The 15,038-nt window shown below is 46.0% G+C and carries 14 protein-coding genes and 1 pseudogene; 13 read left to right on the top strand and 2 right to left on the bottom strand.

What is annotated here, in order from left to right; all coding sequences use genetic code 11:
• Window positions 1-60 precede the first annotated feature (60 nt).
• The 12 genes and pseudogenes from L6H70_RS07610 (at window position 61) to L6H70_RS07560 (ending at window position 12,534) form a co-directional block, all read left to right on the top strand.
• On the top strand, window positions 61-1,146 hold the full coding sequence (locus L6H70_RS07610; RefSeq protein WP_370656275.1) for a galactose ABC transporter substrate-binding protein: 1,086 nt from the start codon (window positions 61-63) through the stop codon (window positions 1,144-1,146).
• Window positions 1,147-1,292: 146 nt separating this feature from the next.
• A complete protein-coding gene (locus L6H70_RS07605; protein ID WP_236331536.1) occupies window positions 1,293-2,804 on the top strand; it encodes a sugar ABC transporter ATP-binding protein in 1,512 nt (503 codons plus the stop codon).
• Window positions 2,805-2,914: 110 nt separating this feature from the next.
• A complete protein-coding gene (gene mglC, locus L6H70_RS07600) occupies window positions 2,915-3,922 on the top strand; it encodes a galactose/methyl galactoside ABC transporter permease MglC (RefSeq protein WP_236331533.1) in 1,008 nt (335 codons plus the stop codon).
• A 715-nt stretch (window positions 3,923-4,637) separates the two neighbouring features.
• Window positions 4,638-5,093, top strand: coding sequence for a GNAT family N-acetyltransferase (locus L6H70_RS07595; RefSeq protein WP_236331531.1), 456 nt, complete (start codon window positions 4,638-4,640; stop codon window positions 5,091-5,093).
• 566 nt (window positions 5,094-5,659) lie between these two features.
• Window positions 5,660-5,842, top strand: a pseudogene (locus L6H70_RS28795) (YiaA/YiaB family inner membrane protein); the annotation flags it as partial.
• A complete protein-coding gene (locus L6H70_RS28790) occupies window positions 5,834-6,136 on the top strand; it encodes a YiaA/YiaB family inner membrane protein (RefSeq protein ID WP_423802809.1) in 303 nt (100 codons plus the stop codon). The pseudogene L6H70_RS28795 and the gene L6H70_RS28790, both read left to right, overlap by 9 nt.
• A gap of 111 nt (window positions 6,137-6,247) precedes the next feature.
• Window positions 6,248-6,907 (top strand): suppressor of fused domain protein, encoded by a 660-nt coding sequence (locus tag L6H70_RS07585; RefSeq protein ID WP_236331526.1) that lies wholly within the window; start codon window positions 6,248-6,250, stop codon window positions 6,905-6,907.
• A gap of 26 nt (window positions 6,908-6,933) precedes the next feature.
• Entirely contained in the window at window positions 6,934-7,695 is a 762-nt protein-coding gene (locus L6H70_RS07580; RefSeq protein WP_236331524.1) for a leucine-rich repeat domain-containing protein, read from the top strand.
• 51 nt (window positions 7,696-7,746) lie between these two features.
• A complete protein-coding gene (locus L6H70_RS07575; RefSeq protein WP_236331523.1) occupies window positions 7,747-8,196 on the top strand; it encodes an SRPBCC family protein in 450 nt (149 codons plus the stop codon).
• A 289-nt stretch (window positions 8,197-8,485) separates the two neighbouring features.
• Window positions 8,486-9,667, top strand: coding sequence for an ATP-binding protein (locus L6H70_RS07570; protein WP_236333190.1), 1,182 nt, complete (start codon window positions 8,486-8,488; stop codon window positions 9,665-9,667).
• Between the two features lie 153 nt (window positions 9,668-9,820).
• Window positions 9,821-10,567, top strand: coding sequence for an ABC transporter ATP-binding protein (locus tag L6H70_RS07565; protein WP_236331521.1), 747 nt, complete (start codon window positions 9,821-9,823; stop codon window positions 10,565-10,567).
• Window positions 10,564-12,534, top strand: coding sequence for an ABC transporter permease (locus L6H70_RS07560; RefSeq protein ID WP_236331519.1), 1,971 nt, complete (start codon window positions 10,564-10,566; stop codon window positions 12,532-12,534). Before L6H70_RS07565 ends, L6H70_RS07560 begins: the two co-directional genes overlap by 4 nt.
• Before the next feature lie 32 nt (window positions 12,535-12,566).
• Here the strand turns inward: L6H70_RS07560 and L6H70_RS07555 are convergent, their stop codons facing one another.
• Both L6H70_RS07555 and L6H70_RS07550 read right to left on the bottom strand, forming a co-directional pair.
• A complete protein-coding gene (locus tag L6H70_RS07555) occupies window positions 12,567-13,505 on the bottom strand; it encodes a sensor histidine kinase (RefSeq protein WP_236331517.1) in 939 nt (312 codons plus the stop codon).
• Window positions 13,506-13,567: 62 nt separating this feature from the next.
• Window positions 13,568-14,227, bottom strand: a complete 660-nt coding sequence (locus tag L6H70_RS07550; RefSeq protein WP_341482711.1) for a response regulator transcription factor — start codon at window positions 14,225-14,227, stop codon at window positions 13,568-13,570.
• Window positions 14,228-14,487: 260 nt separating this feature from the next.
• Between L6H70_RS07550 and L6H70_RS07545 the strand changes: the two genes are divergently transcribed.
• The gene (locus tag L6H70_RS07545; protein ID WP_236331513.1) at window positions 14,488-14,883 is read left to right on the top strand and encodes a VOC family protein; all 396 of its coding nucleotides are present in this window, start codon (window positions 14,488-14,490) and stop codon (window positions 14,881-14,883) included.
• Window positions 14,884-15,038: the final 155 nt, after the last annotated feature.

Below are 15,038 nucleotides of genomic sequence, written 5' to 3'. Positions count from 1 at the left end.
AAGGATGTACCTGAGACACGGTGCACAATAAAAAAAGAAACATCACCAGGAGGTCATTTAATAATGAAAAAACTCACTTCCGTTTTACTTGCTAGTGCATTACTCGGTGCTGCTTTGGCAGGCTGCGGTGGCAATAACAACAATGCTGAAAATACAGCAACGAATGCTCCAGCCGGCAACGCGGCAACTAACACAGCAAACTCCGGCAGTACCGAAACTCCAAAAGTCGGTGTAGCCATTTACAAATTTGATGATACCTTCATGACAGGCGTTCGTAACGCGATCGATGCTGCTGCTAAAGGAATTGCAACAGTAGATATCGTAGACAGCCAAAACTCACAGCCTACACAGAATGACAAGGTTGACCTGTTTGTTACTAAGAAATACGACGGCATGCTGATCAACCCGGTTGACCGTACAGCTGCAGGCGTTATCATCGACAAAGCAAAAGCTGCTGACATTCCGGTTGTCTTCCTGAACCGCGAACCGCTTCCAGAAGATATGAAGAAATGGGACAAAGTTTATTATGTAGGCGCTAAAGCCGAAGAGTCCGGCACTATGTCCGGCCAGCTGATCGTTGACTACTGGAAAGCTCACCCTGAAGCTGATAAAAACGGCGACGGCGTGCTCCAATATGTAATGCTTAAAGGCGAGCCTGGACACCAGGATGCTGAGCTTCGCACCACTTACTCCATCCAAGCCATTGAAGATGCCGGCATCAAGGTTGAGAAACTGGCTGAAGATACTGCAATGTGGGACCGCGTAAAAGGACAGGAAAAAATGGCTGCATTCCTGGGATCCCATGGCGACAAGATTGAAGCTGTTCTGGCTAACAACGATGACATGGCACTGGGTGCAATTGAAGCACTGAAAGCACAAGGCTACTTCACTGGTGACAAATACATGCCGGTTGTAGGTGTTGACGCTACTGCACCAGCTGTTCAAGCGCTGCAAGACGGAACCATGCTTGGAACTGTACTGAACGATGCCAACAACCAAGGTAAAGCGGCAATCGTACTGGCATCCCTGCTGGCTAAAGGTGAAACTCCAACCAAAGAAAACGTTGGCTTTGACATCACTGACAACCAATATGTATGGATTTCCTACAAAAAGATCACTAAAGACAACGTAGCTGACGCTCAATAATCGTCTACATTCACTAGGTTTGCTAAATAAATATAATGACCGGGGAGCGGGTGAAATCGCTCCCCGGAATTCCTTACGGGTAGGGAACAGGATGGAACCGCTGTGCCTCTCATGGAAAAAGAAAAAAGCGTAGGGGGCGTAACAACATGGCTAATGCTGAGTTTTTGCTGGAAATGAACAATATTACTAAAGAATTCCCCGGCGTTAAGGCGCTGGACGGAGTAAGCCTCAAAGTTAGACCGGGTTCGGTTCATGCACTGATGGGCGAAAACGGGGCAGGAAAATCGACTTTAATGAAATGTCTCTTTGGAATTTATTCACCGGATGCCGGTGAGATCTTTCTGGATGGCGAGAAGGCCAACATTACCAATTCCAACGATGCCCTCGGGCATGGAATATCGATGATTCATCAGGAGCTGCATCCGGTACCTTTCCGGAGCGTGATGGAGAACATCTGGCTAGGACGTTTTCCGACCAGGGGAATCGGGCCGATTCAATTTATTGACCACAAAAAAATGTATGCGGATACGGAAAGTCTGTTCAAGGATCTGGATATCGATCTGAATCCTGAAACCTTGGTAGGCAAGCTGTCCGTGTCGAAAATCCAATCCATTGAAATCGCGAAGGCAGTTTCTTTTCATTCCCGCGTAATTGTAATGGATGAGCCGACCTCTTCCCTGACAAGCGTGGAAGTAGAGCATTTATTCCGGATTATCCGGGATCTGCAAAAAAGAGGCGTAGCTATTATCTATATATCCCATAAGATGGAAGAAATTCTCGAAATCTCTGATGAAGTAACGATCATGCGTGACGGTAAAAAGATCGGTACCTGGCCGTCTGCTGAACTGACAACGGACCTGATTATCTCCAGAATGGTTGGACGCGATCTGACGAACCGTTTCCCAGAGCGTACCAATGTTCCTGGCGAGGTATATCTGAAGGTAGAAGGACTGACTTCTCCGGAGCCAAGATCCTTTAAGGATGTGTCCTTTAATCTCCGGCGGGGTGAAATTCTCGGGATCGGCGGTCTCGTAGGCGCACAGCGTACTGAAGTTATCGAAGCATTATTCGGTCTGCGGGCAATTAAGTCGGGCAGTATCTCTATAGACGGCAAGAAAGTAAATATCAATTCACCGCAGGACGCCAAAAAGCACGGGCTGGCTCTTCTGACCGAGGAACGCCGTGTAACCGGTATCTTCCCGGTATTATCTGTTCATGAGAATGGTGCGATTGCCAATTTGGACCGTTATCAGAAGCCTTATTTCCTGCTTGACGGCAAGAAGAAAAAGGCGGAAGTCGATAAAATGATCGAAAAGCTCCGTACTAAGACACCAACGACCAAGGTGCAGATCATGAATCTCTCCGGCGGTAACCAGCAGAAGGTGCTGCTCGCCAGATGGTTGCTGACAGAGCCTGAAGTTCTCCTGCTAGATGAACCTACCCGCGGGATTGATGTCGGCGCAAAGTTTGAGATTTATTCGATTATTGCTGACTTGGCGAAGCAGGGCAAGAGTATCATCATGATCTCTTCCGAAATGCCGGAGCTGCTGGGCATGTCTGACCGGGTTATGGTTATGTCCGAAGGACGGCTAACAGGAATATTAGAAGGCGACCAGGCTACGGAAACCGAAGTTATGCGTCTCGCCGCACAGCATTAGGATAGGAGTAACACAAAGACCGGCGAAGACAGTTTTGCAAACCGCAAAGCTGGTTCAACTCACGAAAGAGACGATAAACTTCGCGTAACACTTAAGGAGGAACACTACTCATGAACGTTAAAAAAGCTCAATCTTTTATAACCCAAAACGCTATCTACATTGTACTTGTAATTCTCATCATGGGGATTATCGTATACGAACCAAGCTTTATGTCAATTAACACTTTGCGTGACGTTCTGATTCAATCTTCAACACGCGTCATTATTGCCCTGGGGGTTGCCTTCATCCTCATTACAGCAGGTACAGACTTGTCGGCAGGCCGCGTGGTCGGCTTCACCGCCGTTATCTCTGCATCGATGCTGCAAATTCCGGATTATTCCCGCCGTTTCTTCCCGGATCTTCCGCAAGTACATGTCCTGCTTCCAATTGCTATCGCAATCGTAGCCGGTCTCCTCTGCGGATTAATCAACGGTATCATTGTTTCCAAGCTTAATGTACCTCCGTTTATTGCCACTCTGGGCACAATGCTCATCGTATACGGTGTGAACTCCCTGTACTTCGATATGGATCCGAACCAATCGCAGCCTATCGGCGGACTTCGTCCTGACTTCACGAAGATCGGCTCCGGTTTTATCGGCAGCGGTCAATATTCCATTCCGTACATTGTCATTATTGCGATCGTCGTCGCAGCAATTGTCTGGGTACTATTCAATAAAACCAAGCTCGGCAAAAACATGTACGCCATCGGCGGTAATATGCAGGCGGCTAAGGTTTCCGGTATCAACGTTTCCAAGAACCTAATCTATATCTACGCTATCGCTGGTGCCCTTTACGGTCTGGCTGGTGTGCTTGAAGCAGCAAGAACAGGCGGCGCTACCAACAACTATGGTAACATGTACGAGCTTGATGCCATCGCGGCTTGCGTAGTCGGCGGCGTATCCACTACAGGCGGTATCGGTACAGTTCCGGGCGTTCTCGTCGGTGTTATCATCTTCACCCTCATTAACTACGGTTTGACCTTTATCGGTATCAGCCCTTACTATCAATTGATCATCAAAGGTCTCATCATCATCGCGGCTGTATCGTTTGATATGCGGAAATATTCGTCGAAAAAATAGCTTGGTGCTCGGTGACCGGGCGTAACTACGGGAAAGGTTTGGGCTTCCGGCCGCTGTTGTTCTCGAATTCCTTGATTCTATACCGCTTATGCGGTGGGAATTCGAGAACAAAGGCGGTCGCTAACGCTCCGCCAGCTCCAAACTTTCCCTCCGTTACTCCCGTCACCTCGCCAAGGTGGGGTAAGTCAGCAAGAAGCGTTTGCTAATACAGCAAACGCTTTTTTTTGTCATTTCGATTGCTGCGCTCCGAAACTAACCTATACCAAAACCAATCTAAACCAAACAAATCTAAACCAATATTCGGATCATCAGCCATATAATAAGAAGCAGGAGCTGTCTCGGAATTTGATTATAGAGGGAAAAGTTCCATCTATCAAAATCGTTTACGGTGGAAATTGGATTATAGATGGAAAAAGTCCATCTAATTTCCCGGAAAAAGCTGTTTTCGGGCTATATCGGAAGAATTAGAGTGAGGAAATCCCACTAGCGGCTGTCACAACCCGCACGATGAGAATTTAGAGGGAGAAAATCCCGCTGCTGCGCTCGTCTCATCAATAAATGCGTTCAATCACCAATCAGCCAATGTTCCAATCGTCGTCCATCTATATACTTTAACTATAGCCAATATTTAGTTTTCTATTTTCCCTAAAATGTGTAAAAATATACAATGCAGGATTCTTATAACCTAAAAATTGATTGCAGAAAGGACGGTCCAATGCCAGATATTCAATCCCTAAAAGAGTGTCCTCACCGTCAAGATGAGCTTGCTGAATATGTCAAAGGACAGTGGCCCAAAGTACAAAATGTTGTACTTCCCGTTATTCAAGAGAGTATCACCTCAAAGGATAGCTTACCACTGACATTTTTACTGTTGAAACACGGTGTGTTAATCGGATTTTATCAGCTGATTGAGCAGGAGTATGTAACCCGGAAAGATCTGTCGCCTTGGATTTCGCCCTTGTTTATTGACCGGAATGAGCGGGGGAATGCACTCGGTTCATTAATGCTGGAGCATGGCAGAAAGGCCGCTGGACAATTAGGATATGAAAAGGTTTATTTGACAACCGACCATATCCTTTTTTATGAGAAGTATGGATTCCGGGAAATAGGGCTGGACAACTTCGAATGGGGACGGCCCACCAAGATATATGAGCATGATTCAATAAAATAAAATCAATAGGTGTTGCGACGATGAAGCGAAAAACAAGAAAAATTAGTGTAGGCGGGACGGAATACATATATGTTATTAATCATGCGTATAAGAAGCACACAAGCAATATTTCTCTAAAGGTATCTTTACGGGACTCTAGAAATTTGACGTGTACCTTTCAGTTTTGCACATGGGATGATCTTATTTTGGGTAGCCCGATATTAGTAGGTGTTGATTTGAACAATAAACAAATCAACATTACAGAAAAGTATAATTTGCATCATCCAAGAACCGTTAGAGATTTCATAGTGTATGGTCTGGAAAATGGCTGGACAGGTGACAACGTTATAGTGTTCCAAGACGGGCTAGATATTATAAGTGAGCTAGGTTATGACGTTTTATGGCTTCGACCCGAAAAGGGGCGGCGATAGATTCCCAGGCAGGTAGTTAATCCAAAATCTACAATTGCTGCAAACGCGCCGAGATTTGTCATGAAAAAGTATTTTAAGGTAGAATTTTACCAATATTTCACGGTATAGTGGAGAAGGAAGAATGCCATTTAACTTTGCACTGGGGGAGGAACATTTTTGAATCAACATTATCGCAAGCGTAATACCACTGCTTTCACATTGGCATCATATTTTGCTCTGGCTGCAGGTCTGTTCTTATTCTGTCTTGGGGTGTACAACGACACCTGGGAACTGAACGTGAAGGGGTATTATCTGCTGTGTATGGTCTTAATTACGATTAGCTGCATCGTGATGCAGAAGGTTGTCCGGGACAACACGGAAGATAGAGAAATCCGCCAGGAAAACCCAAAACACCGGATGAGGAATACATCGGCTTTCACAGGTATGGCGATCGCCGGGTTAGTGATCGGGTATGCGATGTTCTTCATTGGTCTTTACAATGCTCCGTTTCAATTAAACGTGAAGGGATATTACATAGCGGTTATTCTGTTAATTTCGTATAGCGCGATTGGCGTTCAGAAAGTGACCAGGGATAACGCAGAAGACAAAGATATTCTTGCCGAGCTGGAATCCAAAAGAGATTACCAGGGCTAAGAGGACGGACATAAGGTGAATGTTCTGACCTGCTGCATCATTTGATAATGAAGAGGTCATCCCTGGATGGCCTTTTTTAATTATGGGATGTACAAAGGAGGAGAAACGCAGATGACACTGGATGAATATAAAGCGCGGGCGGCGGAAGAGGACGATTGGGCACCGGGCTGGGATGCGATTGATGAAGTGTTTGACAAGCTATATCCGGATCAAACCCCATTGCATTACGGGACTGAGATTCACAAGCGTGCTATGTTTGGCGGGGAGGAGTATTTGGATGGTTATAGCATTTATCAGTCTCTGAATGGTTATAAACATGTACTGACCTACGGAATGACCGAGCTCTACGTTAATGAAGAAGCATTTGGCGGAGAATGGAGCGGCTGGGGATATGAGATGACCCTCAAATTAAACGAGGAGAAGGCCGAGGACTGCATTTGGGCAATCAATATGCTGTCTAATCTGGCGAGGTACACCTACACCCAGCAAAGAATATTTGAGCCTTATCAATTTCTTGCCGGGAACGGACAATCCATTCATATCGGCACCCAATCCGCGATAACTGCGCTATTGGCAGTTAATGATACAGAAGCTGACGGGATAGATACGATCCATGGAAGAGTGGATTTTATCCAGCTTGTCGGGATCACTCAGCGTGAATTAGAAGTGTTGAAAGGGGATAGCAGTCAGGCTGAACGTTTAGTGGCGAATATGAAGCAGGACAATCCCTTTTTGATCACAGATATGAACCGGACTATATCTTACCTATGAACCTATTCATCTAAAAGGAGAATCTTATGTCTACCAGGCTATTCAAACGTTTTATCTCGTTCTCGTTAGTTGCTTTATTACTTCCTGCCACAGCGATTTGGGCCGCTTCCGTGATTACGGACCCGGTATTGGCCAAAGCCATCCGGACGGAATTGAAGCTACCGGCGAAAAAGGAGCTGAAGGCAGCTGATCTGCAGAAGCTGAAATCTCTATATCCCCAAGAGTCCAGTTCTAAAATTACCAGTGTACAAGGTCTCGAATATGCTGTGAACCTGCAGAGCCTGTTTCTGCCGAATCAAAAAATAAAGTCGATTAGACCCCTGAGCAAGCTGAAAAAGCTAACGTTTCTGGCCTTAGAAGGAAATCAGCTTACTGATCTTTCACCGGTTGCAGGGTTAAATTCGCTGACAACTCTGACATTGGACGGTAACCAGATCAAAAGTCTGGTTCCGCTAAAAAATCTGAATCAGCTGACTTCTCTTCTGGCAAGCAAGAATCAGGTGGAGGATCTAAATCCCATTCAGAATTTGAAGTTAGAATGGCTTTTTCTGGGCGGCAATAAAATTCAAGATCTGACGCCGTTAAAGAATCATCCGACCTTGGAGCATCTCTTTCTAGAAGATAACCTCATCCGCGATATTGAAGTGCTCGAAACGATACCAAACCTGCAGGAAGTCTCGTTGTCGAATAACCCGCTGGGTGAGCAGGCGGAGCAGGTTATCCAGCATCTAGAGAACAACGGTGTCATAGTAGAATGGGATAATAACAGCGATTCGCAGTCGGAATAGCTACAAATTCATGCTTGATACTTTAGAAATAATACTCTAGGGGGCAATGCTATGACTGGAATTGAAGGGAACAATGAAGTAATGAACTCACGGCAGTTCAATTATCCGCTTGAGCGGGTCTTTGCGGCTTGGACAACCCCGGAGCAGCTCGCGCGCTGGTGGGGACCGAAGGGTTTCACCAATACGTTTAACGAATTCGACTTTCGGCCGGGAGGCCAATGGCGGTTCGTCATGCATGGACCGGATGGCAAGGACTATCCCAATCACAGTGAGTTTGTGGAGATCGTACCGCATGAGCGCATTGTCATCCGTCATCTGAACGCCCCCGAGTTTGAGGCTACAGCCACTTTTGAACATTCTGACGGCAAGACAACCCTGACTTTTCGTCAAGTGTTTAAGAAGCCGGAGGTAGTGGAGCAGGCCAGGACGTTTTTGCAGGAGGCTAATGAACAGAATTTCGACCGGCTGAATGATCTGCTAGCAAAGCTAAGTATTGGATAACAAACAGGGGCTGTATAAAATGACTCCGTTTTCACGAACCTGTGGAAACGGAGCTTTTTTTATACTCTAATACGAATATTACTTGTAAAAAATGATGTGTAATTGCAGGAAATTTTATATAATTATAAAACATAGCAGGAAAATATAAACGTTTGGTTGTAATAATGGAATTGTTTATGCTTCCTTAGAATTAGGAACATCCATAGTAGACAAGCTGAGAGGAAGTTATCTTTTGTTTGAAACATTACTTTTGAATTTTCTGTTTTTATTATTTCCGGTCTTAATTGTTGTGATTTTCTTCGAAAATAGAGCAAACCGCTATAATCAAAAACTCCTTGTACTCATGTCTGCCGTTACGATGGTTCTGTGTATGTTTAAGCCCATCAAGCTGGATATGGGGTACATCTACGATCTCCGGTATATTCCGTTCATTCTTGTGGCTCTCTTTGGCGGATATAAGAACGTACTACTGTTGTATGTAGTATTAAATATGACCCGGTTCTATGTTGGAGGGCCCGGGACCCTTCCATCCTTCCTGTTCTCAACGGCTGTGCTGCTGCTGGTGCCGTTTTTGAGCAAATGGTTCATCAAGCTAAGCGCGAGGCGCCGGATCTCGTGGGCAACCATCCTGGCGATGTTAACGATGGGGGTCTATCTGATCGTCCTCGCGCTGATGAAAGGTACACTGGATAATCAATTCTGGACCCTTGCCGTGTATGCCTTAACGACACATGCGGTTGTGATGAGTATTATTATGATTCTAATAGAGCAGATAATCACCAATATTAAAAACCGTGACCGGGTACTGCAATCGGAGCGTCTGAACGTCGTTAGTGAGCTGGCGGCAAGTGTGTCACATGAAATGAGGAATCCGCTCACAGTGACCAGCGGCTTTCTGCAGCTGTTAAACAAATCCAAGACCATCACGCCCGAGGAAAAAAGGTATGTGGAGTTTTCATTGCTGGAACTGAACCGTGCGGAGAAGATCATCAGTGATTATCTTTCTTTTGCCAAGCCGCAGTCCGACAACATGGTCTTCTCCAATATGAAAGAAGAGGCGGAGTATACCATGAACATCATCATGCCCTTCGCAACTACCCACAAAGTAGAGGTCCATTTCAGTTTCAGCAATACGCTGAATATAAGCTACGACAAGAATCAAATTCAGCAAGGCCTGATTAATCTATACAAAAACGGGATTGAGGCCATGAAAGATAAAGGCGGAGGGCTCCTTACGATTCATTTCTCGGAAAAGAAGCAGGACATTCTGATCACGATCCGCGACACGGGAATTGGTATGACTAAGGAAGAAATCTCGCGCCTCGGCAAGCCGTATTATTCGACCAAAGAAGAAGGAACGGGCCTGGGTATGCTTATGGCTTACAGCGCTATCAATAAGGTGAAAGGGAATATAGAGGTGGAGAGCGAGAAAGGCAAGGGTACAACCTTCCGGATTACGATTCCTACCTGAGGTTCCTGTGGCAGGCTTCTGATATACGTATTCAAACCACAGCTTCAAAGCATCTGGTAAGTGACAGAAACGTCACTTTATCCCTTGCTACTTCTATGGCTGCTGCTGTAATTAGTGGCTATATTGAGTAATAGGAAGGGGAGATAGATAAGGATGCCAACTGTTATTGAGACCAAGAATCTGTCCAAAAGTTACGGATCAACAGCCGTGCTCAAAAATATCGATCTGGTGGTCGAGGCCGGGGAACTGACGGCGGTCATGGGTCCGTCGGGGTCAGGAAAGTCAACGCTGATGAACGTGTTATCAACGATTGACCACTTTTCCGGCGGTGAGGTGTGGCTGGAACAAAAATCACTGCTTGATATGAACAAAAGGTCGCTGCGGCAATTCCGCCAGGAGCGGATGGGGTTTATTTTTCAGGATTATAACCTGCTGGATGCCTTAACGGTGAAAGAAAACATTCTGCTGCCGCTTTCGCTGCGCAAATTCAAGACCGCGGAGATGGAAGAGCGTCTTGCGTCTATTGTACAGGCGCTGGGCATTGAAGGGATTCTGCACAAGTATCCGAATGAAATTTCAGGGGGGCAGAAACAGCGGGCAGCTTCAGCGAGAGCAATAATTACGGAGCCGGCCATTGTTTTCGCCGATGAGCCAACAGGTGCACTGGATTCGAGGTCTGCCACACAATTACTGGAACAGCTGGTGGGCCTGAATGAAATATTTGGCACAACCATTATGATGGTTACACATGATATCTATGCGGCGAGTTATTGCAGGAGAGTCATTTTTCTGCGGGACGGAGCTATTGTGAATGAACTCTATGCCGGGGACCAGACACAGAAAGCTTTCTATGACCGTATTCTGGAAACCCAGAGCCTTATGGGAGGCAGACTGCGATGAGTCTTCTTGATCTGACGGTCCGGAACGTAAAACGTAATTTCCGCCTGTATTCCATTTATCTGTTTTCCATGATTACTGGGGTTATTATTCAGTTTACGTTCTCTTCCCTTATGTTTAATGAGGATATTATGAATGCGCTGCAGAACCGTGCTAATTTTCAGACGGGTGTTGCTATCTCATCTGTGGTTGTCTTTGTATTCATCATTTTCTTCATTTTGTATGCGAACTCGTTCTTTATGAAGCAGCGTAAAAAAGAGTTTGGCATGTACCTGTTATATGGCCTCAGCGAACGTCAAATTACGATGATGGTATTCTACGAAACGCTGATAATTAGTACGATTTCCCTGTTTACAGGTGTGCTGCTCGGCGGCCTTTTGTCCAAACTCTTTGGGATGCTGCTGCTGAGGCTTATGCAGTATGAGCAGGTTATCTCACTGTCCTTCCCTGTTGAAGCCATCGCTTCTACCGCCGGATTGTTTTTCCTGCTCGCAGTCATAATTAGTGTACAAAGCTACATTATGGTTAACCGGGTGCAGCTTATGGAGCTGTTCCACGCTAAGCAAAAATCAGAAAAGCCAGTGCGGATCTCCGTCCTGATGGCGATGCTCTCACTGCTGTTGCTTGTAATGGCCTTTGCTCTGATCAGCAGCGGCAAGGGATCGGTATATTGGCAGGATTATTCTAAGTGGAGCCTGATATCCGTAACAATCGGGATCATCGGGGGGACGTACCTCTTTTTCCGCCAATTTGCCGGTTGGCTGCTTCAGCGCCTGAGCCGCAGCAGAACTTATCATGAAGGCAATACGGTGCTGTGGACTTCATCACTGCGGTTCCAAATCAGGGGCAACACCTTGAATCTGACGTTCATTTCCTTATTCAGTGCAGCCATCATGATGCTTATGTGCTTCATGACGATTAACTATAAGGTTCAGTTCGACGCAGTGGGCAGGAATCTGCCGAATGATCTCGCCTTCCAGTCTCTGGACAATGAAACAAACACCAGAATAGACGGGATTATTAAAAGCTCAAAGCATGAAGTTACCTTCCACCTTACGCAAGAGGGGCTGGGGGTTTCTCCTGTCACTGATTTGCATGCAATCGTGGAGAATCCGGAGTACTACACAGCGGATATCCTGCTTGTATCTGAGCACACCTACAATGAGCTGGTTGCTATGCGTGGGGACGGGGAAAGTGTAGAACTGTCGGGGGATGAAGCGGTTGGCCTGGCACAGGGCTCTGATTTTCCTAAGGTGTATGCCTCTGACAACCGGCCGGATTTTGTAGTCAAGACGGATACAGAAATGGTATTTAAGCTGGCGGAGATCAAGGATTATGCCTACCTCGGGTGGGCCTCCGACCCGGTTACTTCCATGCTCTATAAGCCTGCCGTGCTTGTAATCTCTGATGATGCCTACGTACAGTTATCCGGTAAATCGAGTGTAGTACGGAAGTCATTTGAAATTTACGGACTGAGTAATGCCAGGAATGCAGATGCCTTATCTAAAGAAATACACGCCATCGTTACCCAGACGCCGGATGCCTACTATTCCTCGTTTGCCGATGTCTATTCGAAGCAGATTGAGAGCTCATCGCTGATGCTCTTCGCCAGCGGATTCCTTGCGCTGATTGCGGTATTTGCCCTGGCCAGCATCATTTACTTCAAGCAATTGCGTGAAGCGACGGATGAAAAACTTCAATATTCAATTCTGCGCAAAATCGGTGTCGACAGCCAGCAAATGAAAACAGTAATCCGCAAGCAGCTTTTATTTGTTTTTCTGCCGCCGCTTTTGCTGGGTGTGACGTATAGCTGGTTCATCATTAAATACTATATTCTCGATTCTGTTCAGGGCTATTCCGGCCTTACCGGCATGGTATGGGGCATCATGGGTGTTTATTTCCTGATTTATCTGCTGCTGTACCTCTCGTCCTCGAAACTGTATTACAAGATTGTCAGCGAGAATCCTTAATGCATGACCAAAAAACGCATCGGCCTCCGGGGTCAATGCGTTTTTTTGATGTTTTGCTGTAGCATACTCAGGTGAGGATCATGATTCTTAGGGAAATGAACGGTAAATTCACTGTAACGTCCTGCTGCAGATTCACAGGTTATATAATGACCGAGCTTTTTGGACAGCTCCTGAGCCAGATATAATCCCATTCCCGTAGATTTAACAAAAGTACGCCCGTTGGTACCCGTAAATCCCCGGTTGAAGATCCGCGGAAGATCCTTGCTGTCGATGCCAATACCGTTATCACGGATGATAAGCAGCTTTTCCAACGGTGTAATTCGTGTAGTAATTGAGATCAGCCCGTGGTCACCGGTGTACTTCAAGCTGTTCGTTATCAGTTGATTAAGAATAAAGAGGAGCCACTTCGAATCACTCTGCACAATAGTGGGCTCTACTTTCAGCTGGATTCCGATCTTTTTAGCGATGAAGGTTTTGGAATGGTTTTTAACCGCCTCTTTGGAGAGCTGCTCTAAGTTACAGTTCACAATCTCATAATCCTTATTAAAACTGTCGAGCTTGGCGTAGTATAAAGCCTGATCCACATAATGCTCAATGCGTGATAATTCCTCTTCCAGGCTCCTGGGATTAATCTCTGTCTGCTGCATCAGCCGCAAAACGGCAATCGGTGTTTTGATTTCATGGAACCAGGAGATGATGAAGTCATAGGTTTCTTTTTGTTTATCCTGAATCTCATTTAGTGACCGGATGTGTTTGATCCGGAGCTGACGTATCGACTCACGGCAAACCTCTGCCTCCAGTGACAACGGCTCCACTTCCTCATCGTCCAGATGCCGGCTGACCTGTACATTCTTCTGATATCGGTACAGTAGGAAGCCAGTCATGAGCAGCAGAGTGAGCGCCAAGGCATACAGGAAGTTATCCCAGTTCCACGAATTTTGCGGATCTATGCCAAACACGGCGACTGTCAAAAGGAAGCATGCGCCACAGAGATAGAGGTATGGCATTTCATACTTAAGAAACCGCCAGAATTTCATTCTATGATATACCCCATTCCTTTACGTGTAGCGATAAAATCTTCAATGCCCAGCAAGGCCACTTTGCGCCGCAGGCGGTTGACGTTCACTGTTAATGTATTGTCATCTACAAATTGTTCATCATTCCAGAGTACCTGCATCAATTCATCCCTGGAAACAATTTTCCCGATGTTGCGCATCAGCGTCTGTAAAATGATGAAATCGTTCCTCGAGAGTTCTGCTGTCTGATTCCCATACTGAATGGAGGAGTTGGACAAGTTAAAAATAAGCTGACGGTGAGCCATCTGCAGGTTCTCATCCTGGTACGTATAATTGCGCCGCAGCATCGCGCTAACTTTCGCCACAAGCACACTCAAGTCAAACGGCTTCTGGATATAATCATCCGCTCCCATATTTATCGCCATAATCACGTCCATATTCTGTGTGCGGGAAGAGAGGAAGATCACAGGCACCTTAGAGACAGAACGAATCTGCTGGCACCAGTAAAAACCGTCATACATCGGTAAATTCACATCCAGCAGCACCAAATGCGGCTGTACATGGGTGAATTCATCCAATATTTGCTCGTACGAAGTCACTTCGATAACCTCGTATTTCCATTTACGCAGCGTATCGGCCACGATTTGCCTGATTTTAATGTCGTCTTCTATGATCATAATTCGAAACACAAGGATTCCTCCAACTCGGGGATGAGAGAATGATACTGTCTTCTGTTATTATAAATCCCTTGCGGCTGCGCCACCAGATCAATCCAGCTATAACGAATAATCTGGAGTTCGATACCGAACGGGCAGGCGATTTCAAGCCATAACGGCAGGATTGTCTAAATGACCGGCGAATCCTACAAATGTTATTATTATTTTAGGGAGGAATAACCCGGTCTCATAATCTTCCATAAGCAGAAAGGTGGCTGCGTATGAAGCATTTAGGAACGATGAATGTTGATGTAATTACGTTATTTGTAGAGGATTTGCTTAAGACGAAAACTTTTTACCAGGATGTATTTAAATTGTCTGCCGTGTATGAGGATGAGGTGTCGGCGGTATTCAGCTTCGGAAATATGAGCATTAATCTTCTTGCGATTTCAGAGGCGGATGGCCTGATCCAGCCGGGCAAAGTCGCCAGCCTGGAGGCCGGATCACGGTTTCAGTTTACAATCCGGGTAGAGGATGTAGACGCTGAAATTAACGAGCTTAAGAAAAGCGGAGTGGAGCTGCTGAATGGCCCTTTGAACCGCCCGTGGGGAGTGCGAACGGTTGCCTTCGCGGATCCGGCGGGTCATGTCTGGGAGCTAGCACAACAATTGAGCTAAACAAAATTTGCGGATCACGCGATGATAAACAACAAGGAGCAGCTTGCCACGGCAGAGTTGCTCCTTGTTGTCGTTAATCCAACGGGCCGGACGGTAAGGAAAAAATAATCCGTGTTTAGGCAAATACTATTGACTAACCCACTACTGCGTGTTAC

The sequence above is a fragment of the Paenibacillus auburnensis genome (genome assembly GCF_927798115.1).
Taxonomy (GTDB): Bacteria; Bacillota; Bacilli; order Paenibacillales; family Paenibacillaceae; genus Paenibacillus_AQ; species Paenibacillus_AQ auburnensis.
This window is presented reverse-complemented; position numbering and strand designations above follow the sequence as displayed.

Bases quoted from the DNA above. Each gene is read 5' to 3' on its own strand.
- L6H70_RS07560 (WP_236331519.1), top strand. From the start codon at position 10,564: ATGAGTCTTCTTGATCTGACGGTCCGGAACGTAAAACGTAATTTCCGC.
- L6H70_RS07605 (WP_236331536.1), top strand. From the start codon at position 1,293: ATGGCTAATGCTGAGTTTTTGCTGGAAATGAACAATATTACTAAAGAA.
- L6H70_RS07580 (WP_236331524.1), top strand. From the start codon at position 6,934: ATGTCTACCAGGCTATTCAAACGTTTTATCTCGTTCTCGTTAGTTGCT.
- L6H70_RS07545 (WP_236331513.1), top strand. From the start codon at position 14,488: ATGAAGCATTTAGGAACGATGAATGTTGATGTAATTACGTTATTTGTA.
- L6H70_RS07585 (WP_236331526.1), top strand. From the start codon at position 6,248: ATGACACTGGATGAATATAAAGCGCGGGCGGCGGAAGAGGACGATTGG.
- mglC (WP_236331533.1), top strand. From the start codon at position 2,915: ATGAACGTTAAAAAAGCTCAATCTTTTATAACCCAAAACGCTATCTAC.
- L6H70_RS28790 (WP_423802809.1), top strand. From the start codon at position 5,834: ATGCAGAAGGTTGTCCGGGACAACACGGAAGATAGAGAAATCCGCCAG.
- L6H70_RS07565 (WP_236331521.1), top strand. From the start codon at position 9,821: ATGCCAACTGTTATTGAGACCAAGAATCTGTCCAAAAGTTACGGATCA.
- L6H70_RS07575 (WP_236331523.1), top strand. From the start codon at position 7,747: ATGACTGGAATTGAAGGGAACAATGAAGTAATGAACTCACGGCAGTTC.
- L6H70_RS07595 (WP_236331531.1), top strand. From the start codon at position 4,638: ATGCCAGATATTCAATCCCTAAAAGAGTGTCCTCACCGTCAAGATGAG.
- L6H70_RS07550 (WP_341482711.1), bottom strand. From the start codon at position 14,227: ATGATCATAGAAGACGACATTAAAATCAGGCAAATCGTGGCCGATACG.